Here is a 24,783-nt window from a genome sequence, read left to right on the forward strand (position 1 = left end):
ACAGAACATGGCGCACGATGATTCGACGCCAACGCTGTAGACGACAGGCGGGAGCCCCACGGGATGTACGGGCGTCTAAGCCTGCGTCGGCCAGTGCTTCATCGAACTCGCGCGACACGCCGCAGGTGGCCACGTGACCGACCCTGCTGATGGAAAACGTGGCATGACGTTAGCACGCCCTGCCACGCGGACCAGGGGCCGGTTAGATACGTCACTTACCGGACAGTAACCCGATTTCGCACGGTCGCTGCATGTGCCGCGTGACGCCCCGCCCGGCGACCGAAGTACGAGCCCTCCCCCAGTTGGGTGCCGCTGGCGTAGCCCTTTCCGTCCTGCGCGAGGTTCGCCGCACAGGCTCCGGCGGCGTACAGTCCGTCGATCACGGAGCCCTCCTCGGTCAGCACCTGGCCGTCCAGCGAAGTGGCCATGCCGCCGACGGTGAACCCGGCGTACAGCGCCTTCCCGAGACTCATGTCGAACGCCGCCCACGGCCCGGTGTCCTGCGGCGCCAGGAACTCGGGGCTCTTGTGGAAGTCCGGATCCTCGCCCTTGGCGGCGTACTCGTTGTACCGATCGAGGGTCGCGTGCAGCGTGGCCCGATCGAGGCCGAGGCCGTCGGCCATCTCGTCGACCGTCTCCCAGCCGTCGATGAAGGGCGCCAGCGGGAACTCGGGCCGCTGCATGTGCGCCTCGTCGACGATGAGGAAGGCGGCGCGGTCGGTCTGGTCCATCACGAATCCGGACGTCCGCGAGTGATAGGAGTCCTCCGCGACGAACCGCTTGCCCTCCTTATTCACGACCAGGCCGGTGAGGAGGATCGACGGCGGGTACACCGGCGCGGTGATGAACGCCTGGTCCATGTGCTTGAGTCCGGCGCCCACCGAGGCGCCCATTCGGATTCCGAGACCGTCGTCGTAGGTGCTGCCGAGCGTGAACGGCTTCTCCGCCAACTGCGGGACGTACTCGGCGACCATGTCGGGGTTCATGACGAATCCGCCCGCGGCGATCACCACGGCGGAGGCGCGAATGAAACCGTCCTCGCCGCCGGCCTTCCAGTAGGCGCCGACCACGGCACCGGAGTCGTCGACGACGAGCCTGCGCGCCCCGACCTCGTAGCGGATCGGCACGCCCCGCTCGCCGAGACGCTTCACCAGGAGCTCGATCACCATGCCCGCGCCGCCGGTGTCGCCGGGCACGGGCACCTTGTGACCGCGCGGCGCCGGGACGGCCTGTTCGCAGAACGGCCACACCTTCTCGTTGCCGGTGTACATCAGTCCCTGGGTCTGCGGTTGGATGACCGCCTTCTCCGGGTAGTACGAACGCTCGAACTGGAAGCCGAGCGACTCGAGCCAGCCGAAGTGCTCCACGCTGTCGTCGCAGTAGGCCTTGATCTTGTCCGGCTCCGGGTCGCGCGAGACGGCGGTGATGTACTTGGCCATCTCCTCCGCGCTGTCCTGGTGTCCGGTGGCCGTCTGCACCGCGGTGCCACCGCCGAGGTAGAAGTGTCCTCCCGCCATGCAGGTGGTGCCGCCGGCCGCGGCCGATCGCTCGAGCACCAGCACCGACGCCCCGGCCTCCGCCGCTTCGAGCGCCGCGCAGCAGCCGCCGATGCCTGCGCCGATCACCAGCACGTCGACGGTGTCGCTGTACTCGGCGACGTCAGAGGCATTCACGATTTCAGGGAGGTCCAGTCCACTCATGGGAGACAGCCTAGACCAGAAATAGAACGTGTTCTAGAGACTTGGGCCGGCCGGTTCCGGGCCCCTATATAAGAGGAATGGCCCGGCACCCCGTTGGGGCGCCGGGCCATCGGCTCGTTGATCTGTCAGACGTTCGACGACGCCAGCTCCGCATCCATCCGAAGGAGGCCGGAGCCGTCCTCGTTCACCAGTTGCAGGCGACCGACGATCTCGCCGACCGTCGCCTCCTCTTCGACCTGCTCGGAGACGAACCAGTCGATGGTCGGCCGCGAGTCGATGTCGCCCTGCTCCTGTGCGAGCCGGTACAGCGCGCGGATCGCTTCCGAGACGTCGCGCTCGGCGTCGAGCGCCACCTCGAAGATCTCGGTGACCGTGTCGGCCTTGACCGACGGAATCGTGATGTCGCCGATGAGCGGGCGGTTGTCGCGGTTGGTCATGTGCTCGATGAGGCGGTCGGCGTGGCTGAGTTCTTCCGTGGAATGGCTGCGCATCCACGAGGCCATTCCGGGAAGGTCGCGCAGTTCCAACTCGATTGCCAACTGCCGGTAGAGCATCGCCGATTCGAATTCCCGGGTGATCTGCTTGCTGAACTCGACTTCGAGTTCCTCATTCATTTTCATATCCGCTCCCCTGCATATGAATTCCTCGACGAGACCTTCGCCGCGATGATTTCACAATAGGCCCGTAAACCGTCTCTGACCAGCGAGGAAAGGTTTACCGAAATGATCTGAGGTTTGGTAATCCTAAGACTTCGCCGCCATCCGCTACGGCTTACGCGGAGACGCGACGAGACCGGAATCCGCGCAGCCGCAGACTGTTGGCGACGACGAATACGGAGGAGAAGGCCATCGCCAGACCCGCCATCATCGGATTGAGCAGAGCCGCGGCGGCCAACGGCAGCGCCGCCACGTTGTAGGCGAACGCCCAGAACAGATTCCCCTTGATGGTGCTGAGTGTCTTGCGCGACAACGCGATCGCGTCGACCACGGCCCACAGGTCGCCGCTCACCAACGTGAGATCGCCCGCCTCGATAGCGACGTCGGTGCCGGTTCCCATCGCCAACCCCAAGTCGGCCGAGGCCAGTGCCGCGGCGTCGTTGACACCGTCGCCGACCATCGCGACCACGCGGCCGGACTCCTGCAGGCGGCGGACCGCGTCCACCTTCCCGTCCGGCGTCACATCGGCGATCACCTCGTCGATGCCGACCTGCGCCGCGACATGCCGCGCGGCACCGTCGTTGTCGCCGGTCAGGAGTACCGGACGCAGCCCCATCCGCTTGAGTTCGGCGATCGCCGCCGCCGACGTGGGCTTGACGGTGTCCGCCACCACGATCACGCCGGCCACCGCGTCGAGATAGGTGACCACGACGGGCGTCGCCCCCTCCGCCGAGGCCGTGGCGATCTGTTCACGCATCCGCTCACCGAGCTGAACGGGGACGTCACGGGGACCGGTCACGGTGACGCGCAGTCCGTCGATGAACGCGGTCACGCCCGCACCGGCGAGATTGCGGAAGTCCGCCGTCTCGGGAACGTCGAGCCCGAGTTCGGCGACGTGCTTGCAGACCGCGCGGCCGATCGGGTGCTCCGACCCGGACTCCACCGCCGCGGCCCGCGCCAGCAGGTCGTCCGCATCCACGCCGTCGGCGGTGATCACGTCGCGGACGGCCATCTCGCCGGTCGTCACGGTGCCGGTCTTGTCCAGCGCCACGGTATCGACTCGGCGAGTCGACTCGAGCACCTCGGGCCCCTTCAGCAGGATGCCGAGTTGGGCTCCCCGGCCGGTCCCGACCATCAGCGCGGTGGGGGTCGCGAGACCGAGCGCGCACGGGCAGGCGATGACCAGGACCGACACCGCGGCCGTCAGCGCCAGCGTCACACCGCCGCCGACACCGAGCCAGAAACCGAGCACGCCCGCCGCGATCGCGATCACGACCGGGACGAAGTACGCCGAGATCCGGTCGGCCAATCGTTGCACCTGCGCCTTTCCCGCCTGCGCGTCAGCGACCATCTTCGCCATGTGGGCGAGTGCGGTATCGGCGCCGACCGCCGACGCCTCCACTTCGAGGCGGCCGTGCGCGTTCACCGTGCCGCCGACGACCTTGTCTCCCACCGCCACCTCGACGGGGATCGACTCGCCGGTGAGCATCGACTGATCGACAGCTGAAGCTCCCGAGACCACCCGGCCGTCGGTCGCGATCTTCTCACCCGGCCGGACCACGAATCGCTCTCCGACCTGCAAGTCACCGATCGGAACCGTGACCTCCCGACCGTCGCGCAGCACGGTCACGTCCTTGGCGCCGACTTCGGCGAGCGCGCGCAGCGCGTCACCCGCGCGGAGCTTGGCGCGCTTCTCGAAATAGCGGCCCGCCAGCAGGAAGGTGGTGACTCCCGCCGCGGCCTCCAGGTAGATGTTCGACGATCCGTCGCCGCGGGAGGCGATCAAGTCGAAGCCGTGGGTCATGCCGGGCACGCCGGCGTCACCCCAGAACAGGGCGTAGATCGACCACCCGAAAGCGGCGAGGGTGCCGACCGAGACCAGGGTGTCCATGGTGGTGGTGCCGTGCCGGGCTCCGGCGAGCGCCGCCCGATGGAAGGGCAGCGCACCCCACACGACCACGGGTGCCGCGAGGGTCAGCGACAGCCACTGCCAGTAGGTGAACTGCCATGCGGGGACCATCGCCAGCGCGATCACCGGAACCGTCAGCACCGCCGATACGACCAGCCGCTGGCGCAGAGCGGTCAGCTCGGCCTCGGCCCGCGACGGCGCCGGATCCTCGTCGGCCTGCTCGGCGTCCGTGGCCACCGGACGCACCGGTTCGGCGTCGTATCCGGCTGCCCGGACCGCCTCGATGAGGTCGTCGGAGGTCACGTCGCCGTCGTATTCCACGTGCGCCTGCTCGGTGGCGTAGTTGACGGTGGCGGTGACTCCGTCGAGTTTGTTGAGTTTGCGTTCGATCCGGTTGGCACACGAGGCGCACGTCATCCCGATCAGTTCCAGATCGAGTTCCCGGTCGGCGGCGATCGGCTGCGTCATCTGTGCGTTCCCTCCTGGTCGTGCTGCATCTGGGTGCCGTGGGACGGCTGCGGCGCGGTGTCCCAGGGGCCGACGGCCCGGCCGACGCCGAACATCGCCCCGAAGACCACCGCGAGACCGGCGGCGAATGCGGCGATCCGCACGCCCGGTCTCGCCGACGCGGTCACTGGACCCGGTAGCCGGCCTCGGCGACAGCAGCGCCGACGGCGGCCGGATCGAGCGGGGCGGCGCTGGTGATGTCGACGCGACCGCTGGCCACATCGACGTCGACCTTCTCCACTCCTGCGATCTCGGAGATCTCCTCCCGGACCGAAGCTGCGCAGTGGCCGCAGGTCATGCCAGTGACGGTGACAGTGGTGGTGGTGCTCATGGATTCTCTCCTCATTCGTGTGATCTGGTTGATGTCGTCTGTCGGGAAACGGACTCGCCCGCGGTCAGGACTTGACCAGGCGGGTGATGGCCTTCATGGCCTCATCGACCTTGGCCGCGGCGGCCTCGTCGCTTTCGCGTGCGGCTTCGACCACACAGTGGTTCATGTGGTCGTGCAGCAGCCCGAGCCCCACGGACTCGAGCGCCTTGGTCATCGCCGACACCTGCGTGAGGATGTCGATGCAGTACGCCTCCTGCTCGACCATTCGCTGCAGACCTCGGGCCTGACCCTCGATCAGCTTGAGTCGACGGATGAACTTGTCCTTCTCGGGCAGGTATCCGTGACCGGTGTGCCCGCCGCCTGCATGGTCGCGGGCGGTCGCCGTCTCGTCGGTGGTCATCCCGCCTCCCTTCGATACCCCCTGTGGGTATCTCAGCCACAGTTCTACTCCGAATTTCGGCGTACGTCTACCCCCTAGGGGTATCGAATTTCAGGAGGGCGCGCGGTACACGAAAACTTTGGCTTCCGGACCGGGCTGACAGAACGGTGCGGGAGCCAAAAAATCCGGCGACGGGCCGGATTCGATTCAGCAGGAGGGTTTGAGCGCGTCCGCGAGACGGCCCAGCGATTCGGCGACATCGAGGAGCGCCGCCGACACCTCGCCGTCTTGAGCGGCCTCGGGAAGCGACCGCACGTGCGCGGCCGCGTCTTCGACGACTTCCGCCACCGACCACACGTCGGAGTCGCCCGGCAGTGGTCGGCGCGCGACCGGGATGCCCATCCGCACGGGATCCCAACTAGAGGAGATCACCTCGACCATCGGGGTGGTGAGCACCGAGGCCGCGCCGGGCCGGACCTCGAGCATGTTCGGGTCCACAGTGGCCGCACCGGCGGAGTCCTCCGCATCGTGCGCCGCCCGATGCCTGCTGCGGCCGGCCTCGGCCGGCCGAAGTGCCGGATCCGCGTCCTCACGCAGCCGCCGCCGACGCCCTCGCTTCGGTTCGGCGTCCGGCGCCTCCACCACCTCCGCATCGATCACCTGCTCCGCCGGTTCGAAGCGCGCGGGACCGGAGACCACCGCCTCCGGCGCGCGCGGACCGTCCGGACGGTGCTCGGCGACGTAGTCACCGCGCGACTGCGGCCAGGCGGGTGCGGCCGGGTGGAAACTGCTCTCGGGAAAGACCAGCAGATCCGTGGTCGGCAGATCCCGGAGGCTGGGCATCCCCGCGAAGAGATCGTCGAGCGCCGAGACGCTGAACGACTCGTCCTCGGGCGGCAGCGGCGGCGGTGATGCCGGGGCGGACCGAGGCTCCGGCACAGGCGCCGGTGCGGGCGCGCTGTCCACGACCGGCTCGGCCGGGAAGTCGCGGCCCACCGGCGCGGCGTACCGGTGCGGACCGCCGTGACCGGCGAAGAACAGACACGGCGCACCGTCGAGAGCCTGCGAGGGACACTCGAACTCCTCGGCGAGGGTCTGCGCACCGCGCGCGTAGTCGTCCCACATCAGCCAGCGACGGCGACCGGAATGGCTCTGCGCGCCGTCGGATCCGTGGGCGCCGTCATGACCGGCGGGCAGCACGCAGGCCACGAGCCAATCGTGGGAGGGCGTCAGATGCAGTGCGGAGCGCTCATCGGGAGTGGCGACGATCGACGACCAGCAACCACCACCGCGCATTGCACATCACCTTCCCGTGAGTTCCCCGATCGAGTCTACGGAGCCCCTCCGACACTGGCCATAGGCTCGGCAGATCCGGCACAGGTCACCGGCCGGAGGCGCGGGACGCTGCGCATCCGGCCTTCGACGAGGGCGAAGTACCGCGGCTGCGGCGCCTCCTCGCTCCCGGGGAAGTCCGAACGGTAGTGACAGCCGCGCGACTCCCGGCGCTCGAGCGCGGCTGCGACCACCGCACGCGCCGCCAGGGTGAGGTTGGCGTCCTCGATGTCGGCCACGGTCGCGAGGCCGCGAAGGGGTGCGGCCTCGAGCAGCGCACCGACCGACGCCAGGCCCTCGGCGTTCCGGTCGAGCGCGGCCGCCTCCGACATCGCGTCCTGCAACTCGATCCTGTCGCATGCGGGCAGGACAGGCGGCGCGCAGGCCGGCACTCGCGGCGGCTCGACCGCCGCGAGTTCGACCGCCGCCAGTGCCGCCGACCGGCCCATGACCAGCCCTTCGAGAAGGCTGTTGGACGCCAGCCGGTTGGCGCCGTGCAACCCTGTGCGCGCCACCTCCCCGGCCGCGAGCAGACCCGGCACGCTGGTACGACCGTGGCTGTCGGTCACCACACCTCCGCAGAGGTAGTGCGCGCCGGGGACCACCGGCAGCCGCCCGCCCGCGAGGTCGAGCCCCGAGGCCCGCACACCGGCCGTGACAGTCGGGAACCGGCGCTCGAAGTCCTCCACTCCCGAGATGTCGAGCCAGACGTGCGGCCGACCGGTCCGCCGCATCGCCGCGGTGACCGCCCGTGCGACAACGTCCCGCGGGGCGAGATCGCCCTGCGGGTGCACGCCGGCGGTCACCGGGGCGCCGTGGTCGTCCACCAGCACGCCGCCCTCCCCGCGCACGGCCTCGCTGACCAGCGTGCGCCTGCCCCGCGCCCCGGGCACGTACAGCATGGTGGGATGGAACTGGACGAATTCGAGGTCGGCGACCTGTGCTCCGGCCCGAAGCGCCAGCGCCACACCGTCACCGGTCGACGCAGCGGGGTTCGTGGTGGCCGAGTACACGTGACCGAGACCGCCGGTCGCGAGCAGCACCGCCGGCGCCCGGACCACCCCGCGACCGCCGGCGGTGACGAACTCCAGCCCCGCGGCGCGACCGTCGCCGGTGAGGATCGCGGTGGCCGAGGCGTGATCGATGACTCGGATCGGCGCCGCGGCGACCGCGGAGGCGAGCGCCTGCTGCACCCGCGCGCCGGTGGCGTCGCCGCCTGCGTGGATGATGCGACGGACGCTGTGGCCGCCCTCCCTGGTCCGCAGGAACCGGCCGTCGGCCCCCAAGTCGAACTCCGCGCCCCAGCCGACCAACTGGGTCACCGCCGGCCAGCCCCCGGCCAGGATCGGCTCCGTCGCCACCGGATCGGTGAGTCCGGCACCGGCGGCCAGTGTGTCGGCCAGATGCAGGGCCACCGAGTCGCCGGGGTTCCCGGGCTCCACCACCGCGATGCCGCCCTGCGCGTAGAAGGTGGACGCGGAGTGCTCCGCGCCCGGCTGCGCCCAGGTACGCCCCTTGGTCAGCACCGTCACCGTCAGCCCGCGGGCCGCAGCCGTCAGCGCAGCCGTCAGCCCCGCCACACCCGCGCCGACCACCACGAGGTCGGCGCGACTCTCCTCGACCATGCTGAGCTCCCAACGAGAGGCGATCGACAGGTTATCGACTGTCGATCGAAAACATGCGGTCGAGACTACGCCGCCGTGAGCCGGAGCACTAGTGGCCCCCCTGCCTCGACCCCGACACGACGACCGCCGCGTCGGCCCGGCGGTCGGCGCCCATTCGCCCACTACACTTGGGCAACTGTGATGACCAATCAGGAATCCCCCAGCGCGCAGGCACGCCCCGGCCTGCCCAGCGTCTCGGCGGTCACCGAGGTCACCCGCTTCACCACCACCGCCGGCCACGCCGCGGCCGGCGCCGGGCGGCTGGCGCTCGGCGCGGTGACCGGACTGCTGCGCGGGCGCCCGCCGGGCACCTCCGACGTCGCCCATGAGGTGCGCCGGACGTTCGAGCACCTCGGTCCCACCTACGTGAAGCTCGGTCAGCTGATCGCGTCCAGCCCGGGAGTGTTCGGCAACACCATGGCCGACGAATTCGAGACCCTGCTCGACCGAGTCCGACCGGCCGACCCCGCGCTGGTGCGGCAGGTCTTCGTCGAAGAACTCGGCGCCGAGCCCGAAGCGGTCTTCGCGCAGTTCGATCCGGTACCGATCGCGTCGGCCTCGATCGCCCAGGTCCACACCGCGACGCTGGCATCGGGCGAAGAGGTGGTCGTCAAGATCCAGCGACCGGGCATCGCCGACCGGCTGGCGCCCGACGTCGCGATTCTGGAACGTCTGGCCGGGCTCGTGGAGATGTCCGAGTACGGCCGTATGCTCAGCGCGCGCCACGTGGTCGAGGACTTCGCCGACGGACTCGGTTCCGAGCTCGACTTCCGCAACGAGGCCGCCACCATGGCCGAGTGGTTCGAATGTCTGCAGCCCGGTCCCTTCGGCGACCGAGTCCGGGTCCCGCGCGTGTACGGCGAGCTCACCACCGCTCGGGTGCTGACCATGGAGCGGATCCACGCCACCCGGATCGACGACGTCCGCGCCGTCCGGGCCGCGGGGCACGACGGTGTGGCACTGTGCCGCAATCTGCTCCTCTCACTTCTCGATTCGGCATTCCACGGCGGACTGTTCCACGGCGATCTGCACGCGGGGAACGTCCTCGTCGACGACCAGGGGAAGCTGGTGATGCTCGATTTCGGCATCGTCGGCCGGTTCGACGCGCGCACCCGCCGCATCCTCCGGCAACTGGTCGTCGACCTCATCGTCAAACAGGACTACGATGCCGCCGGACGCGCGATCTTCCTGTTGGGCGCGGTGCACAATCCGGGGTCGACGGCCCAGGGCGGCGCCGACATCGAGAAGGTGGCCGCACCGTTGTCTGCCACCGACATGGCCTCGATGTCGTACACCGATCTGGGGCGCCGGCTCGCCGCAGTCGCGAAAGCCCACGACGCGCGGCTTCCGCGGGAGTTGGTGCTCGTCGGCAAACAACTGTTGTATGTAGAGAAATACATGAAGCTGCTGGCTCCGCGCTGGAAGGCGATCTCCGATCGCGAGATCTACGGCTACATGGCGGGAATCATGAAGGAAGCCGAACGCGACCGACGTGGTCGCCGGCCGGCGTCCGACACGACGAAGAGCTGACCGAAGCACGCAGATCGACCGATACAGAGGAGACGACCCGATATGAAACGTGCCGCGCTGGCATTGCTTGCCTTCCTCGGCGTCGCGTGCATCGTCGCGGCCATCGCCGTCCCCACCTACCTGGTGCCGAGGCTGAAGGTGGTGCCCCTCGACCTCGACATCACGTCGGTCGCGACCACCGTTCCCACCGACGGTGACTCGGCGAACCGCTTCCCGGCCACCATCTTCGACCGTTGCTCGGTCACCAAGTCCAAGGCTGCGACTCTCGAGGCTCATCTGACGCAGCAGCGGCGGTCGGTCATCGTCGAGCCGTCGAACAAGGACCAGGCGACGGTGCAGTCCGGCCAGACGGTCCAGATCGACCGCGTCCGCGACGCCGCGGGCAAGGAGAGCGACCCGACGATGGCGTCGAGCGACGCCGACCGCAAGTGCAACGACGGCCTGCTGAACGCGACGGTCGACCGAGTGTCAGTGAATCGCAAGACATCCGCGCCCAACGGTGCAGTGAGCGAACTGCAGCTGGAGGCGGTCCCGGAGGGCGGCAACGTCGAGGAGGCCTCGGTGAAGCTGGAGGACCGCAAGGGCTTCCAGTACAAGTTCGGATTCGACGTCGGCAAGCGCGAGTACTACTACTACGACACCACCACCCGTCAGGACGCGATCGCCAAGTACGTCGGCGAGAAGACCATCGACGGCGTCAAGACCTACCATTTCGTCGCTGACGTTCCCGAGACCGACCTCTCGAATCTCCCGAATCCGCAGGGCGACGCACCGCTCGGCACCATCCTGGACATGCCTGCCAAGTGGTGGGGCATCAAGGGCAAGGGCGTCAAGCCGAACGACATCGTCACGATGCACCGCTACGCCAAGGCCACGCGCAATGTGTACGTGGAGCCCGTCACCGGCACCATCGTCTACGGCGAAGAGGACCAGGAGCAGTACTTCAAGTCGCCGGACGACAGCGACGACTCGCCGCGCGCCGTCCGCGACTTCCGCATGGATGCGCTGAAGGGCACGTTCAAGTGGAACGACGAGACGGTCTCGCACCAGGCGCAGCGGGCCCAGAGCTACCTCGACCAGCTCAAGTGGGGTGGCACGATCACGCCGATCATACTCGGTGTGCTCGGTGCGCTGTTCCTGATCGCCTGGGCCGTGCTGGTGTGGCTGGGGCGCCGACGCGGCGACGGGCCGGACGACGCCGACCAGACCCGCGGCGACGAGCCGACGCCGGATGACGGTGGTGCGGGCGAAGCCGCGAGCCCGGAGGCCCAGACCACGGTGATTCCGACGCCGCAGGGCGGGCCGTACGAGCAGTACTCCGCCGGTGAGACGACGACGGTGCTGCCGCAGACTCCGCAGGAGCCGTCCACCCAGGCCATCGGCGGCTACGGTGCGATCTCGTCACCGATGGATGAGGCCCAGACCCAGTCGTTCGGGGCCCCCGCCGACGGATTCGCCCCGATCCCGGGATCTGAGGGCGCGCAGTCCGGTTCGCCTTATCCGTTCGCCGATCCGACGCGCCCGATGCCCGACGTGGAGCGCTACCGCACCCCCGACCAGGATCAGCCGGGCCGGCACGAGCGCTGACCGACGGCCCCGTCCCGGCCGGATGCGTGATCCGGCCGGGACGGCGGCGATCAGAGGCGCGACTGTCGGGCCACCGCCCGTCCCGCGGCGCGCCCGGAGAAGATGCAGCCGCCGAGGAAGGTTCCTTCGAGCGCGTTGTAGCCGTGAACGCCGCCCCCGCCGAAGCCGGCGACCTCGCCCGCGGCGTACAGACCGTCGAAGGCGCTGCCGTCGGGACGCATCACCTGCGAGTCGAGATTGGTCTCGAGACCGCCCAGCGTCTTCCTGGTGAGGATGTTGAGGCGCACCGCGATCAGCGGGCCGTGTGCGGGATCGAGTAGACGGTGCGGCTTGGCGACGCGGACCACCTTGTCGCCCAGGTAGTTCCGCGCATTGTGCACCGCCATCATCTGCGCGTCTTTGCTGTAGGAGTTCTCTACCTGTGAATCTCGCGCGGAGATGAGCCGTTCGAGGGACTGGAGATCGACGTGGCCACCGCGGCCGATCTCGTTCATCCCGGCCACCAGATCCGAGAGATTGTCGCGGACCACGAAGTCGACTCCGTGCCGAGTGAAAGCCTCCACCGGCCCCGGCATCCCCTTGGCCAGGCGGCTCCTCGCCGCGGTCTTCAGCGACTTCTCCGTGATGTCGGGGTTCTGTTCGGATCCCGACAGCGCGAACTCCTTCTCGATGATCGACTTGGTGAGGACGAACCACGAGTAGTCGTAGCCGGTGTCCAGAATCGCCTTCATGGTGGCGTTGGTGTCGAAACCGGGGAAGTTGGGCGCGGGGAGACGATTTCCGTTCGCGTCGAGCCACAGCGACGACGGGCCGGGAATGATGCGGATGGCGTGGTCGGACCAGATCGGGTTCCAGTTCATGATGCCCTCGGTGTAATGCCACATCCGGTCGCGATTGACGATGTTTCCGCCCGCGGCCTCGGTGATCCCGAGCATGCGTCCGTCCACGTAGTCGGGAACGCCCGCGATCATGAACTCCGGCGCGGGGCCGAGCCGCTCGGTGGGCCAGTTCTCGCGGACGAGGTCGTGGTTGTGACCGATGCCGCCGGAGGTGACGATCACTGCCCCCGCCCGCAGCTCGAAGTCTTTGACCTCGGTGCGAGAGCTCGGTACGCCGCGCTCGGCGTCGGTGGGCTCGAGGACCCGCCCACGCACCCCGACCGCCGCACGGTCCTCAACGATCAGTTCATCGACCCGGTGCCGGAACGCGAAGGTGACCAGTCCCCGCTTCTCCGCCTCGAGTACCGGCTCGGCGAAGATGCGGACCACCTCGGGCCCGGTGCCCCAGGTGAGGTGGAACCGCGGCACGGAGTTGCCGTGGCCGTCGGCGAATCCGCCCCCGCGCTCGGCCCATCCGACCACCGGTGTGAAACGGAGACCGAGATCGTGCAGGTACTGCCGCTTGATCGTCGACGCGAACTCGACGTAGGCCCGCGCCCACTGCCGCGGCCAGTAGTCCTCGTCGTCGCGGTCGAAGCCGGCCGATCCCATCCAGTCCTGGAGAGCGAGGTCGGGCGAGTCCTTGATGCCGAGCCGACGCTGTTCGGGACTGTCGACGAGGAAGAGTCCACCCAGTGACCAGAACGCCTGGCCGCCGAGATTCTGTCGATTCTCCTGATCGACGACGACCACCGTGCGCCCCGCCTTGGTCAGTTCGTAGGTGGCGACCAGTCCCGCCAACCCCGCGCCCACCACAATGGCGTCCGCCGCTTGCGTCTGCTTCAACACCCGACTCGTCCTCTCCGCGAAGATGTGTGGCCCATCGCACAGGCCGTCGGGACTGACACTACCCGCGCCGGCCGGGGCCGCCGACGGGCGGAAGTCCCACGCGCACCGGGCGAGAGCGGGGACGTCCCGCGGCGACCGAACTCGCCACGCCGCGGCGCGCACGGCCCGATACTGAGACGACACGCACGATTCGTCTGACGAGGAGGCACCCGTGGCCGCACCGACCCCGACCGTTCATTCCGCGGCAGCCGATCCCGTCACCTGGGCGTCGATGGCGCGGGGCGTCCTGGGGCTGCTGCGCGACGTTCCGGTCCTGGCCCGGCAACGGCCGTCGCTCATTCATTTCGACGAACACCGGAGATGGAGTGTGGGCCGGGCCTTCGCCGCGGCGGCGGCACGCCATCCCGATCGTCCCTTCCTCCGCACCGGCGGCACCGTCCACACGTACGGCGAGTGCAACCGCCGCGCCAACCGGTGGTCGGCCGTGCTGGCCGAGCACGGGGTCCGCCGCGGCGACGTGGTCGCGGTGATGGCGCACAACAGTCCGGAATGCGTGATCGCGATGCTCGCGATCGTCAAGCTCGGCGCGGTGACGGGAATGGTGAACCACACGCAGCCGGGCGACGCCCTGGATCACAGCTTCGGTGTGCTCGACGACGCGAACCGCCGCGGCGCCCGGCTCGTCGTACTCCACGACGACGAATGCGGCGAGCAACTCGGCGCCCTCACCGGCGTCGACACCGATCCGATCGCCCTGGCCGAGATGGACGCGCGGGGCTCCGCGCTCGCGGCCCGGAATCCCGCGGTGCAAGCGGACCCGCGTGCGACCGCGGATGTGCGAGCCGACGACCCCGCGTATTACATCTTCACCTCGGGTACCACCGGCTGGCCCAAGGCCAGCGTGATGAGCCACGGGCGCTGGCAGACCGCGATGAACGGATTCTCGATGGGCCTGCGGCTGCGGTCCGACGACGTCCTGTTCGTCACGCTGCCCTTTTATCACAACAACGCGCTGACGGTCTGTGTCGCGACGGCGCTCGCGGCCGGCGCCTGCCTGGCCATCAGTCCGAAGTTCTCGGCGAGCCGCTTCTGGGACGAGGCCATCGAGAACGAGGCGACGGCCTTCTGCTACATCGGCGAACTCTGCCGCTACCTGCTGGCTCAGCCGCCCCGGCCCACCGACCGCGCGCATTCGATCCGGCTGGCCGCGGGCAACGGCCTGCGCCCGGAGATCTGGGACGAATTCGCCGACCGGTTCGGGATCGACCGGATCGTCGAGTTCTACGCCGCGAGCGAATCGAACATCGGGTTCGTCAACATCCTCGATCAGCGCAAGACCGTCGGCTTCTGTCCCCTGCCGTACATCGTGGTCGAAGCGGACGAAGCGACCGGACTGCCGGTCCGCGGCCCCGACGGCCGCGTGATCGAGGTCCCGAAGGGCACACCCGGACTGCTGCTCGGGAAGATTACCCGGCTGGCCCGGATCGACGGATACACCGATCCCGCCGCCACCGAGAAGAAGATCGTCCGCGACGCCCTCAAGGACGGCGACTCCTACTTCAACACCGGCGATCTGGTGGCCGACGTCGGGTTCCGGCACGTCGCCTTCGTCGACCGCCTCGGCGACACCTTCCGCTGGAAGGGCGAGAACGTGGCGACCACCCAGGTGGAGGCCGCACTGAACGCGGTGCCCGGCGTCGCCGAGTCGGTGGTCTACGGGGTGGCGGTGCCGGGTGCCGACGGTCGCGCCGGGATGGCCGCGGTGGTCGTCGAGGACGACTTCGACCCCCGGCTGGTCGCAGCCGAGCTGCGCGCCCGGCTACCGCACTACGCGGTGCCGCTGTACCTCCGGGTGGTGCCGGCGCTGGCCCGCACGTCGACCTTCAAGAATCAGCGCGTTGCGCTCCGCGAGGAGGGCTACGCGAATACCGGCGCGGACCCCGTGTACGAGCTCGGCGATGACGGCTACGTCCGGATGGCCTGAATCCGGCGCCGTCGCCGACAAATCCCGCGGGGTTTATCGATTTGTGACCTGACCGCCGCAAACGGGTCCCGAAACGGCTACGACCAGCACCGAATCGCCCTCTTGCCTTTGCAGCAGCGTCGGGAGTCCGTTAATCTCACCACTCGTGCGGGGGTGCTGCGGGTCGATCGACCCGCAGCGACTCGGGCCGATCGGCTCACGGATCGAGATCGGGGCACCGCTCCGGCCCCGATCCGGTGACACGACAGTCGCTCCCGCGACCGAACAGACCGAAGGATTCATATGCGAAAGAGCGTCGGCAAGCGCTTGACGATCGCGGTCGCCGCCCTGGCGACCCTCGTCGGCACCGCAGTCTCCGTCACGCCGCAGGCACAGGCCGCAGGCACCACCGAGTACGTGTACTCGAACGCGATGCACCGCAAAGTCCCGGTCCGCATCGTCGACGGCGGCGGGAGCGGCCCGAAGCCGACGCTCTACCTGCTCGACGGCCTGCGCGCCCCGAACAACACCAGCGGCTGGCTGCAGAACACCAGGGTCGACAGCTGGATGGTCGGCAAGGGCACCAACGTCGCGATCCCGTTCGGCGGCGGCGGCAGCTTCTACACCGACTGGGAGCAGCGCGACCCGAAGCTCGGCGTCAACAAGTGGGAGACCTTCCTGACGCGTGAGCTGCCCGCGTACATGAAGAAGCACCACAACAGCGACAACCGACGCAACGGCATCGCCGGCCTGTCGATGTCGGGGACCGCGGCCCTGAACCTGGCCTCGCGGCACCCCAGCTTCTACAAGGCGGTCGCGTCCTACAGCGGCTACCCGACCGTCACCATGCCCGGCTTCACCCAGGGCATCCAGGCCTCGGTGGCCGAGATGGGCGGCAACCCGACCAACATGTGGGGCTTCTACCCCGCAGGCGAGTGGTTCGCCAACGACCCGTTCCTGTCGGCGGGCAACCTGGCCGGGCACTACGTGTACGTCTCCTCCGGGACCGGCGTCGGCAGCAAGTACGACTCGAGCCTGACTCCGGGCAGCGGCAGCTTCAACCCCGTCAAGTTCGCCCAGATGGTTCCGCTGGAGGTCGCGGCGTCGACCAGCTCCCAGCTGTACATCGCCCGCGTCGCCACCGTCCCCGGCGTGCACCTCACCACGCACATCACTCCGGACGGCGCGCACTGGTGGGACTACTGGCAGGACCGCTTCAAGCAGTCGTGGGCCACCACGTTCCGCCCCGCGTTCTTCTGATCGGACACACCGCTCACGATGGCCGGCACCCGCCAGGGTGCCGGCCATCGTGAGTCTGCGCCGGAAACTGTCCGATCGCCGCGTTAGGCTGGTTCCGTGCCCACGCCTCAGACGATCCTCACCCGTAAGACCGGCGCCGCCGCCTTTCTCGTGTTCACCGTCAACGACGGCGGCGAGGCCGCGGTGCGCGACGCGCTGGCCGAGTTGCCCGGACTGTCGACGGCGGTCGGCTCCCGCGCCCCCGAGTCGGCGCTGACGGCGATCGTCGGAATCGGATCGCAGGCATGGGATCGGCTGTTCGCCGGCCCGCGCCCGAAGTCGCTGCGGCCGTTCACCGCGCTGGCCGGTTCCGTGCACTCGGCGCCCGCCACCCCGGGCGACCTATTGCTGCACGTGAAGGCCGACCGCATGGACCTGTGCTTCGAAGTGGGCCAGCGCTGGACCGAACGCCTCGGCGACGCCGTGACCACCGTCGAGGAGGTTCACGGCTTCCGCTACTTCGACATGCGCGACCTCATCGGTTTCGTCGACGGCACCGAGAACCCGGTCGGGCAGGAGGCGATCGACGCCATCACCGTCGGCGACGAGGATCCGGATTTCGCCGGCGGCAGCTACGTCGTCACGCAGCGGTACGTCACCGATTTCGAGTCGTGGAACGGTCTCCCGGTGCCCGAGCAGGAGAACGCGATCGGCCGCACCAAACTCGAGAACATCGAGATGGACGACGATGTGAAGCCGGCCAATTCGCACATCGCGCTCAACGTCGTGACCGACGACGAGGGCAACGAGATCGACGTGGTGCGCGACAACATGCCGTACGGCGACATCTCCGGAAGCGGAGAGAAGGGCACGTTCTACATCGCGTACTCGAGCGCGCCTGATGTGAGCGAGGAGATGCTCCGCCGGATGTTCATCGGCGAGCCCGAGGGCAACTACGATCGTCTGCTCGACTTCACCACCGCGGTCAGCGGAGCGCAGTTCTTCGTGCCCACCCGCGACTTCCTCGAGGAACAGCCGCCCGCCCCCGGCCCGGTCCCCGAGACCGCCCCGGAACAGCCCGACGCCCGGTCGGACGGCTCGCTCGGAATCGGCTCCCTCCGATAGCCGGCGATCACCGGCCGCTCGGGCCGGTCAGCGTTCCCAGTCACAGTTCCCACAGTCCCAGTTCCCTCCGACCACCGCACGACCACACCGAGTTAGGAAACACGATGAACAATCTGCACCGCGAACTCGCTCCCATCTCCGCCGCTGCGTGGGCCGAGATCGAGGAGGAGGCGTCCCGTTCGTTCAAGCGGAACATCGCCGGTCGTCGTCTCGTCGACGTGAAGGGTCCGCTGGGACTGGACGTCGACTCCGTCACCCGCGGGCACCGCACCAAGATCGACTCGCCGGCCGACGGGATCACCGCCTTCCTGCGCCACACTCAGCCGCTGGTGGAGTTCAAGGTGCCGTTCACTGTCACCCGGGAGGCGATCGACAACGTCGACCGCGGCGCCTCCGATTCCGATTGGGACCCCGTGGTTCGCGCCGCGCGCGAACTGGCTCTGGCCGAGGACCGCGCGATCTTCGAGGGTTACGCGGCCGCCAAGATCAACGGCATCGCCCACGAGTCCGGCGTGAACTCGATCGCGCTGCCCGACGACGTCCGCGATTACCCGGAGGCCATCAGCCAGGCGATCAGCAAGCTGCGTCTGGAGTCGGTCGACGGACCGTACTCGCTCGCGCTCTCGGCGGAGCACTACACGCAGGTGAACGAGACCTCCGATCACGGCAACCCGGTGCGCGACCACTTGCGCCGGATCCTGGTCGACGGCGAGATCGTCTGGGCGCCGGCCATCTCCAGCGGCTTCCTGCTGAGCACCCGGGGTGGCGACTTCGAACTGTCGATCGGTCAGGACGTGTCGATCGGCTACGACTCGCACGACGCCGACACGGTGAACCTCTATTTCTTCGAGTCCTTCACGTACCTGACATACACCCCGGAGGCTGCGGTCGCGCTCACGTAGCGCCGCACGGGCGGCGCGCGAATCCCGATCGCGCGTGTCACACACCGCACGTAATGTGGACCCGTGCTCATTCGCCTACTGCGGACGTATGTCCTCCGTTATCGTGGCGCGGTCGTCGCGGTGGTCTGCCTCCAGCTGGTGGCGACCGCCGCGATGCTGTATCTGCCCACCCTGAACGCCGACATCATCGACATCGGCGTCGCCAACGGCGACACCGGCTACATCCTCTCCACCGGAGGCTGGATGCTGCTGGTGTCGCTCGCGCAGATCGCGGGTTCGGTGGCCGCGATGTACTTCGGCTCGCGGGCCGCGCTCGGCGGCGGCCGCGACATCCGGCACGATCTGCTCCACCGGGTGAACGGATTCTCCACCCGAGAAGTCGGCAGGTTCGGTGCCCCCTCGCTCATCACCCGCACCACCAACGATGTGCAGCAGGTACAGCTGCTGGCGGTCATGGCGATGTCGATCCTGGTGACGGCTCCGATCATGGGCATCGGCGGCATCGTGATGGGCGTACGGGTGGCAGCGCCCATCTCATGGGTGCTGGTGGTGGCCGTCCCGGTTCTCGGGATCACGATGGGCCTCATCATCTCGCGCATGATCCCCGGGTTCCGCGCGATGCAGACGCGCATCGACAACGTCAACCGCATCATGCGCGAGCAGGTCACCGGCATTCGCGTGGTGCGTGCCTTCGTCCGTGAACAGCACGAGACCGAACGCTTCGGCAGCGCGAACGACGACCTCGCCGAGGCGTCCCTCCGCGTCGGCCGCATGATGGCGCTGATGTTCCCGTCCGTCATGCTCATCACCAACCTGACGCTGGTCGCGGTGCTCTGGTTCGGCGCGCACGCGGTCAACGACGGATCGGTGGAGATCGGCGCGCTCACCGCCATGATCAGCTACGTCATGCAGATCATGATGTCGGTGATGATGGCCTCGTTCCTCGCGATGATGGCGCCTCGGGCGGGCGTCTGCGCCGACCGCATCTGCGAGGTCCTCGACACCGAGACCACCGTGACCGCGCCGGCCGCCCCGCAACCGATCGTCGGCGATCCGGCCGTCCTGCGCCTCGACGACGTCGAATTCCGTTACCCGGGCGCCGACGAGCCCGTGCTCAGCGGGATCAGCTTCCAGACCGCGCCCGGCACCACCACCGCCGTCGTCGGATCGACGGGATCGGGCAAGACCACCTTGATCAACCTCCTGCCGCGGATGCTGGACGTGACCGGCGGATCCATCACGATCGGCGGCACCGACCTGCGCGACGCCGACCCCGACGCACTGCGCAGGCACTTCGGTCTCGTCCCCCAGCGCCCCTACCTCTTCTCCGGCACCATCGCGAGCAACCTCCGGAACGGCAAACCGGATGCCACCGAGGACGAGATGTGGGAGGCCCTGACGATCGCGCAGGCCGCCGATTTCGTCCGCGCCATGCCCGACGGTCTCGACACTCCGGTCGCACAGGGCGGTACCACGGTCTCCGGCGGTCAGCGTCAGCGGCTGGCGATCGCGCGAGCACTCATCCGGAAGCCGTCGATCTACCTGTTCGACGACTCGTTCTCGGCGCTCGATCTCACCACCGACTCGCGTCTGCGCGAGGCCCTGGTGCCCGCCACCCGCGATGCGGCGCTGGTCGTCGTCGCACAGCGCATCTCGACGATCACCGCCGCCGACCAGATCGTGGTCCTCGACCGCGGAACGATCGTCGGTCTGGGCACCCACACCGAGTTGCTGCAGTCGTGTCCCACCTACGCTGAGATCGCGGAGTCTCAGCTGTCGATCGGAGCAGGCGCATGACCCGCGGCGGACCTCCCGGAGCCGCTCCCACGCTGGAGAAGGCCAAGTCGTTCAAACCGTCGCTGAAGCGCCTCGTTCGTCGTCTCGGTGATCATCGAGGAAAGATGCTCGTGGTCCTGGGCTCCATCGTGGGATCCGTCGCATTGACCGCGTACGCCCCGCGGGTGCTCGGCGACGCCACCGACGAACTCTTCGCCGGTGTGGTGGGGGCGCGGCTGCCGTCGGGCATCTCGAAGGAGCAGGCTGTCGAAGGCCTGCGCGCCAAGGGCCAGAACACCTTCGCCGACATGGTCTCGTCGATGGACGTGATCCCCGGCCACGGAGTCGATTTCACCGCCGTCGGCCGGATTCTGGCGACCGTGCTGGCCCTGTACGCGGCCTCGGCGGTGCTCGGCTGGCTCGGTGCCTACCTTCTGAACAAGGTCGTCGTCGGAACCGTGACGAAACTGCGAGCCGAGGTGGAGAGCAAGATCCACCGACTCCCGCTGTCGTTCTACGATGCCTCGGCGCGCGGTGATCTGCTCAGCCGCGTCACCAACGACCTCGACAACCTGTCGCAGTCGTTGCAGCAGACCATCAGCCAGCTGCTCAACTCACTGCTGATGGTGGTCGCGATTCTGATCATGATGCTGACGATCTCGCCGCTGCTGTCGCTGATCGCGATCGCGACCGTTCCGGTCGCGGCGATCGCCACCGCACTGATCGCCAAGCGGTCCAAGCCGCACTTCGTGGGTCAATGGACCAGTACCGGCGCCCTCAACGCGCAGATCGAAGAGGCCTTCACCGGCCACGAACTGGTCACCGCCTTCGGCAGGCGAGCCGAGGTCGAACGCGTCTTCGACGACCGGAACGAGAAGCTCTTCGCCTCGTCGTGGCGGGCTCAGTTCATCTCCGGCATCGTCATGCCGACGATCATGTTCCTCGGGAACCTGAACTACGTGGCGGTGGCGGTGGTCGGCGGTCTGCGCGTCGCTTCCGGACAGCTCAGCCTGGGCGAGGTGCAGGCGTTCATCCAGTACTCGCGCCAGTTCACCCAGCCGCTCACCCAGATCGGCTCGATGTTCAACCTCATGCAGAGCGGCGTCGCCTCCGCCGAACGCATCTTCGACGTTCTCGACGAGGACGAGGAGCAGCCGGATCCGGCAGCGCCCAAGACGCCCGCGGTGGACGAGGGACACATCGTCTTCGACGACGTCTCGTTCCGCTACCGCGCGGACCAGCCGCTGATCGAGAACCTCTCACTCGAGGCCAAGCCGGGCGACATGATCGCGATCGTCGGACCGACCGGTGCCGGCAAGACGACCCTGGTGAACCTCATCATGCGGTTCTACGAGATAGACGGCGGAACCATCTTCGTCGACGGTGTGGACTCGTCCGAGATGACCCGCGACGACCTGCGGGAGCGCACCGGCATGGTGCTGCAGGACTCGTGGCTGTTCGGCGGCACGATCTACGACAACATCGCCTACGGCGATCCCGCCGCCAGCCGTGAGGACGTCATGGAGGCGGCCTGGATCAGCCACGTCGATCACTTCGTCCGCACCCTGCCGGACGGGTACGACACCGTGATCGACGACGAGGGCGGCGGAGTGAGCGCGGGTGAGCGTCAGCTGATCACCATCGCGCGCGCCTTCCTCGCCAAGCCGACGATCCTCATTCTCGACGAGGCCACCAGTTCGGTCGACACCCGCACCGAACTGCTCATCGGCAAGGCGATGGCGAATCTCCGCAAGGACCGCACGAGCTTCGTGATCGCGCATCGGCTCTCGACGATCCGCAACGCGGACCTGATCGTGGTGATGGAGAACGGGCGGATCGTCGAACAGGGCGACCACGAGTCGCTGCTGGAGCGTCGTGGCGCGTACTTCCGGCTGTACAACGCCCAGTTCTCGGCGCCGATCGAGGATGTGGACGCTCCCGTGTGAGCGCTCTCGTCGTTCTTCGTTCCCTCGCGTGGTGCAGTGAGGTGCGGGGTCCTGTCCTAGCCGTCCCGCAGCCTTCGGGCCGCACTCGTGGCCAGGGTGTCGGCGATCTCGTTGTACTTGTCGCCGGCGTGGCCCTTCACCCAGCGCCACTCGACGGTGTGCACGTCCTCGGCGGCGATGAGCTCCTGCCACAGGTCGGCGTTCTTGACCGGTTGTTTGCTCGCCGTCTTCCAGCCATTGCGCTGCCAGCCCGCGACCCACTTCGTGATCCCGTTCCGGACGTAGCTGGAGTCGGTGTAAAGGATCACGGTCGACGGTCGCTTCAGCGCACGGAGCGCCTCGATCGCCGCGGTCAGCTCCATCCGGTTGTTGGTGGTGTCGGCCACGCCGCCGGAGATCTCCTTCTCGATGTCGCCGTAGCGCAGGATCGCCCCCCAGCCCCCGGGGCCCGGGTTTCCGAGGCACGCACCATCAGTCGAGATCTCCACTACCTTCGAAGTGGTTCCGGCGTCGCTCATGACGTCCAACGCTACCGGGTGAGGAGATCCGAATGGCCGCTGGCCGCATCGTTCTGATCCGCGCCGTGAACGTCGGCGGCGCCAAGCTGCCGATGGCGCGCCTACGCGAGATCGCCACCGCACTCGGTGCCGACGACGTCAGCACGTACATCGCCTCCGGCAATCTCCTGTGCACACCGCCGGGAGATCCCGACGACTTCGATCGCGCCCTCGAGCAGGCGATCTCCGACGAATTCGGGTACTTCCGGGAAGTCATCGGCCGCACGCCCGACGAATTGTCCCGAGCACTGGCCGACTATCCGTTCGGCGACCCGCCGCACGGACACATCTACTTCCTCACCGGAGTACCCGATCCGGACGCCGCCGTCGAGTTCTGCGCCCGCGACTTCGGGAACGGCGAACGCCTGCGAGTGATCGGCAGGGATCTTCACATCGACTATCCGGCGCCCACCGGCGTGGGCAGATCGAAGCTGACGCCCGCGGGCATCGCCAAAGGGCTCGGAGTCACCGGCACCGGACGTAATCTTCGGACGACCGCGAAGCTCATCGCACTCGCCCGCGAGGGCTCAGCACAGTGAGGAGCCCGCAACATCATGACTGAGCACGATCCTGCATCGACCCCGCCGCCTCCGGGGGCCACCGACGCCCGCTTCACGCTCGCCGCGGAGCGGACCATGCTGGCCTGGCTTCGCACCGCCCTCGGTCTCATCGCCGCCGGCGTCGCGGTGCTCCACATCGTGGACGACTTCGGCGTCACCGGGTCCAAGACCGCTCTCGGCGTGTCCCTCGTGGTCCTCGGCGCGCTGGCCGCGCTGACCGGGGCATGGCGGTGGCAGCGGGTGAACCACGTCCTCGAGCACGGTGGCCGGATGCCCGGCCCCGCCGCGGTGTGGGCGCTCACCGTGGCGATGGTCGTGATCGCTGCGGGCTTCGTGGTCTTCGTCTGAACCTGCGCGGTTCGGGGCTGGCTCGGACCGATTTCCCCGCTCAGCGCTACCACCTCCCCCACAGGGCGTGGTGCCGCTGAGCGGGGAACCTGATCCGTCCGGCACGATGCTGTGGGGAATCCCCGATCGGTCCACAATCTGCATTTGAACCGCCGAAAGCCATGTGCTGCATCCGTATTCGGACGATCGTGGCGGCATGGAACGCATTCCGGACGGGGTGTATCCGCACCGCGAACTCCTCGCGACGCTCGGCCGCGGCGACCTCGACATCCTCATCCGCGAGAAGACCGCGCGGCGAGTACGGCACGGCTGGTACGCGGTCGGCGAGCCCGCTGCCGCCGATATCGCCGCAGTGCGGCGAGGCGGCGTCATCAGTTGCGTCACCGCACTGAATCGGCACGGGGTCTGGACGCCCGAGGACCATCGGTTCCATGTCCGCGGGAACAGCTCGGCGGTCCGGAACCGAAAGGGACCGTTCTGCCGCCAGTTCGGTCGGCCCGAGCCCGAGTGCGGACTCGTCGACGACGTCCCCACTGCCCTCCGGCATGCCGCGCGATGCCTCGACGACGAGGGCTTCGTCGTGGTCTGCGATTCGATTCTCAACAAGCGTCTCATGACCGCCGAACAGATCGAGTATCAGTTCCGCGCCGCGCCCCGGCACATCACGAAACTCATCGACCGCTGCGACGGCCGGGCCGAGTCAGGACCGGAGACGATGACGAGATTCCGGCTGCACAGCCAGAACGTCAAGGTCCGGATACAGGTGACGATCGACGGTCTGGGGCGCGTGGACCTCTTAGTGGGCCGCTGGATGAGCATCGAGATCGACGGATGGGAGTTCCACAGCGACCGAAGGCACTTCCAGAACGACCGAACCCGCGATGCCATTGCTCTCGAACTGGGTTACTACCCACTGCGATTCACCTATGACGATGTGGTCTTCCGCTGGCCGGAGACCAACGCCCGGATCATGACGGCAATCCGCCGCGGCGCGCACCTTCGCAGCCACTTCACGGATCAGATTCCCCGATGAGGACCGGCGACC

21 protein-coding genes are annotated in these 24,783 nt (G+C 68.3%); 11 read left to right on the top strand and 10 right to left on the bottom strand.

Annotated elements, in window-relative coordinates; genetic code table 11:
- Nucleotides 1–215 precede the first annotated feature (215 nt).
- From GSI01S_RS12265 to nadB, 8 genes are all read right to left on the bottom strand, one after another.
- Nucleotides 216–1,700, bottom strand: a complete 1,485-nt coding sequence (locus GSI01S_RS12265) for an FAD-binding protein (protein WP_006896882.1) — start codon at nucleotides 1,698–1,700, stop codon at nucleotides 216–218.
- A gap of 125 nt (nucleotides 1,701–1,825) precedes the next feature.
- Nucleotides 1,826–2,314 (bottom strand): ferritin, encoded by a 489-nt coding sequence (locus GSI01S_RS12270; RefSeq protein ID WP_006896883.1) that lies wholly within the window; start codon nucleotides 2,312–2,314, stop codon nucleotides 1,826–1,828.
- Nucleotides 2,315–2,471: 157 nt separating this feature from the next.
- A complete protein-coding gene (locus tag GSI01S_RS12275; protein ID WP_006896884.1) occupies nucleotides 2,472–4,733 on the bottom strand; it encodes a heavy metal translocating P-type ATPase in 2,262 nt (753 codons plus the stop codon).
- Entirely contained in the window at nucleotides 4,730–4,876 is a 147-nt protein-coding gene (locus GSI01S_RS20320; RefSeq protein WP_169317718.1) for a hypothetical protein, read from the bottom strand. The genes GSI01S_RS12275 and GSI01S_RS20320 overlap by 4 nt, the downstream gene beginning before the upstream one ends.
- A 20-nt stretch (nucleotides 4,877–4,896) precedes the next feature.
- Nucleotides 4,897–5,103 (bottom strand): heavy-metal-associated domain-containing protein, encoded by a 207-nt coding sequence (locus GSI01S_RS12280; protein WP_006896886.1) that lies wholly within the window; start codon nucleotides 5,101–5,103, stop codon nucleotides 4,897–4,899.
- Between the two features lie 64 nt (nucleotides 5,104–5,167).
- Complete coding sequence (locus tag GSI01S_RS12285) at nucleotides 5,168–5,503, bottom strand: metal-sensitive transcriptional regulator (protein ID WP_006896887.1); 336 nt, start codon at nucleotides 5,501–5,503, stop codon at nucleotides 5,168–5,170.
- 186 nt (nucleotides 5,504–5,689) lie between these two features.
- Nucleotides 5,690–6,778: a hypothetical protein gene (locus tag GSI01S_RS12290; protein WP_006896888.1), complete on the bottom strand. Its 1,089-nt coding sequence runs from the start codon at nucleotides 6,776–6,778 to the stop codon at nucleotides 5,690–5,692.
- 35 nt (nucleotides 6,779–6,813) lie between these two features.
- Nucleotides 6,814–8,439 (bottom strand): L-aspartate oxidase, encoded by a 1,626-nt coding sequence (gene nadB / locus GSI01S_RS12295; RefSeq protein ID WP_006896889.1) that lies wholly within the window; start codon nucleotides 8,437–8,439, stop codon nucleotides 6,814–6,816.
- 180 nt (nucleotides 8,440–8,619) lie between these two features.
- Between nadB and GSI01S_RS12300 the strand changes: the two genes are divergently transcribed.
- Nucleotides 8,620–10,008: an ABC1 kinase family protein gene (locus GSI01S_RS12300; RefSeq protein WP_006896890.1), complete on the top strand. Its 1,389-nt coding sequence runs from the start codon at nucleotides 8,620–8,622 to the stop codon at nucleotides 10,006–10,008.
- Nucleotides 10,009–10,050: 42 nt separating this feature from the next.
- Nucleotides 10,051–11,595 (top strand): cell envelope lipid trafficking protein PgfA, encoded by a 1,545-nt coding sequence (gene pgfA, locus GSI01S_RS12305; RefSeq protein WP_006896891.1) that lies wholly within the window; start codon nucleotides 10,051–10,053, stop codon nucleotides 11,593–11,595.
- Between the two features lie 50 nt (nucleotides 11,596–11,645).
- Here pgfA and GSI01S_RS12310 read toward each other — a convergent pair whose 3' ends face one another.
- A complete protein-coding gene (locus GSI01S_RS12310; RefSeq protein ID WP_006896892.1) occupies nucleotides 11,646–13,322 on the bottom strand; it encodes an FAD-binding dehydrogenase in 1,677 nt (558 codons plus the stop codon).
- 211 nt (nucleotides 13,323–13,533) lie between these two features.
- On the opposite strand from GSI01S_RS12310, the gene GSI01S_RS12315 reads away from it, so the two are divergent.
- The 6 genes from GSI01S_RS12315 (at nucleotide 13,534) to GSI01S_RS12340 (ending at nucleotide 22,273) form a co-directional block, all read left to right on the top strand.
- Nucleotides 13,534–15,306, top strand: a complete 1,773-nt coding sequence (locus GSI01S_RS12315) for a long-chain-acyl-CoA synthetase (RefSeq protein ID WP_006896893.1) — start codon at nucleotides 13,534–13,536, stop codon at nucleotides 15,304–15,306.
- A 282-nt stretch (nucleotides 15,307–15,588) separates the two neighbouring features.
- On the top strand, nucleotides 15,589–16,545 hold the full coding sequence (locus GSI01S_RS12320; RefSeq protein WP_006896894.1) for an alpha/beta hydrolase: 957 nt from the start codon (nucleotides 15,589–15,591) through the stop codon (nucleotides 16,543–16,545).
- Nucleotides 16,546–16,641: 96 nt separating this feature from the next.
- Nucleotides 16,642–17,649, top strand: coding sequence for a Dyp-type peroxidase (locus GSI01S_RS12325; protein ID WP_006896895.1), 1,008 nt, complete (start codon nucleotides 16,642–16,644; stop codon nucleotides 17,647–17,649).
- Between the two features lie 104 nt (nucleotides 17,650–17,753).
- Nucleotides 17,754–18,551 carry a family 1 encapsulin nanocompartment shell protein gene (locus tag GSI01S_RS12330; protein ID WP_006896896.1) on the top strand — a complete coding sequence of 266 codons (798 nt, stop codon included), beginning with the start codon at nucleotides 17,754–17,756 and terminating at the stop codon, nucleotides 18,549–18,551.
- 63 nt (nucleotides 18,552–18,614) lie between these two features.
- Nucleotides 18,615–20,348, top strand: coding sequence for an ABC transporter ATP-binding protein (locus tag GSI01S_RS12335; RefSeq protein WP_006896897.1), 1,734 nt, complete (start codon nucleotides 18,615–18,617; stop codon nucleotides 20,346–20,348).
- Entirely contained in the window at nucleotides 20,345–22,273 is a 1,929-nt protein-coding gene (locus GSI01S_RS12340; RefSeq protein WP_006896898.1) for an ABC transporter ATP-binding protein, read from the top strand. The genes GSI01S_RS12335 and GSI01S_RS12340 overlap by 4 nt, the downstream gene beginning before the upstream one ends.
- A 56-nt stretch (nucleotides 22,274–22,329) precedes the next feature.
- On the opposite strand, the gene rnhA is transcribed toward GSI01S_RS12340, so the two are convergent.
- The gene (gene rnhA, locus GSI01S_RS12345) at nucleotides 22,330–22,791 is read right to left on the bottom strand and encodes a ribonuclease HI (protein ID WP_006896899.1); all 462 of its coding nucleotides are present in this window, start codon (nucleotides 22,789–22,791) and stop codon (nucleotides 22,330–22,332) included.
- A gap of 32 nt (nucleotides 22,792–22,823) precedes the next feature.
- Between rnhA and GSI01S_RS12350 the strand changes: the two genes are divergently transcribed.
- The 3 genes from GSI01S_RS12350 (at nucleotide 22,824) to GSI01S_RS12360 (ending at nucleotide 24,771) form a co-directional block, all read left to right on the top strand.
- The gene (locus GSI01S_RS12350; RefSeq protein ID WP_006896900.1) at nucleotides 22,824–23,369 is read left to right on the top strand and encodes a DUF1697 domain-containing protein; all 546 of its coding nucleotides are present in this window, start codon (nucleotides 22,824–22,826) and stop codon (nucleotides 23,367–23,369) included.
- Between the two features lie 15 nt (nucleotides 23,370–23,384).
- Nucleotides 23,385–23,738 carry a YidH family protein gene (locus tag GSI01S_RS12355; protein ID WP_006896901.1) on the top strand — a complete coding sequence of 118 codons (354 nt, stop codon included), beginning with the start codon at nucleotides 23,385–23,387 and terminating at the stop codon, nucleotides 23,736–23,738.
- Between the two features lie 196 nt (nucleotides 23,739–23,934).
- Entirely contained in the window at nucleotides 23,935–24,771 is an 837-nt protein-coding gene (locus GSI01S_RS12360; protein WP_006896902.1) for an endonuclease domain-containing protein, read from the top strand.
- Nucleotides 24,772–24,783 lie beyond the last annotated feature (12 nt).

It is taken from the genome of Gordonia sihwensis NBRC 108236 (assembly GCF_000333035.1).
GTDB classification, from domain to species: domain Bacteria; phylum Actinomycetota; class Actinomycetes; order Mycobacteriales; family Mycobacteriaceae; genus Gordonia; species Gordonia sihwensis.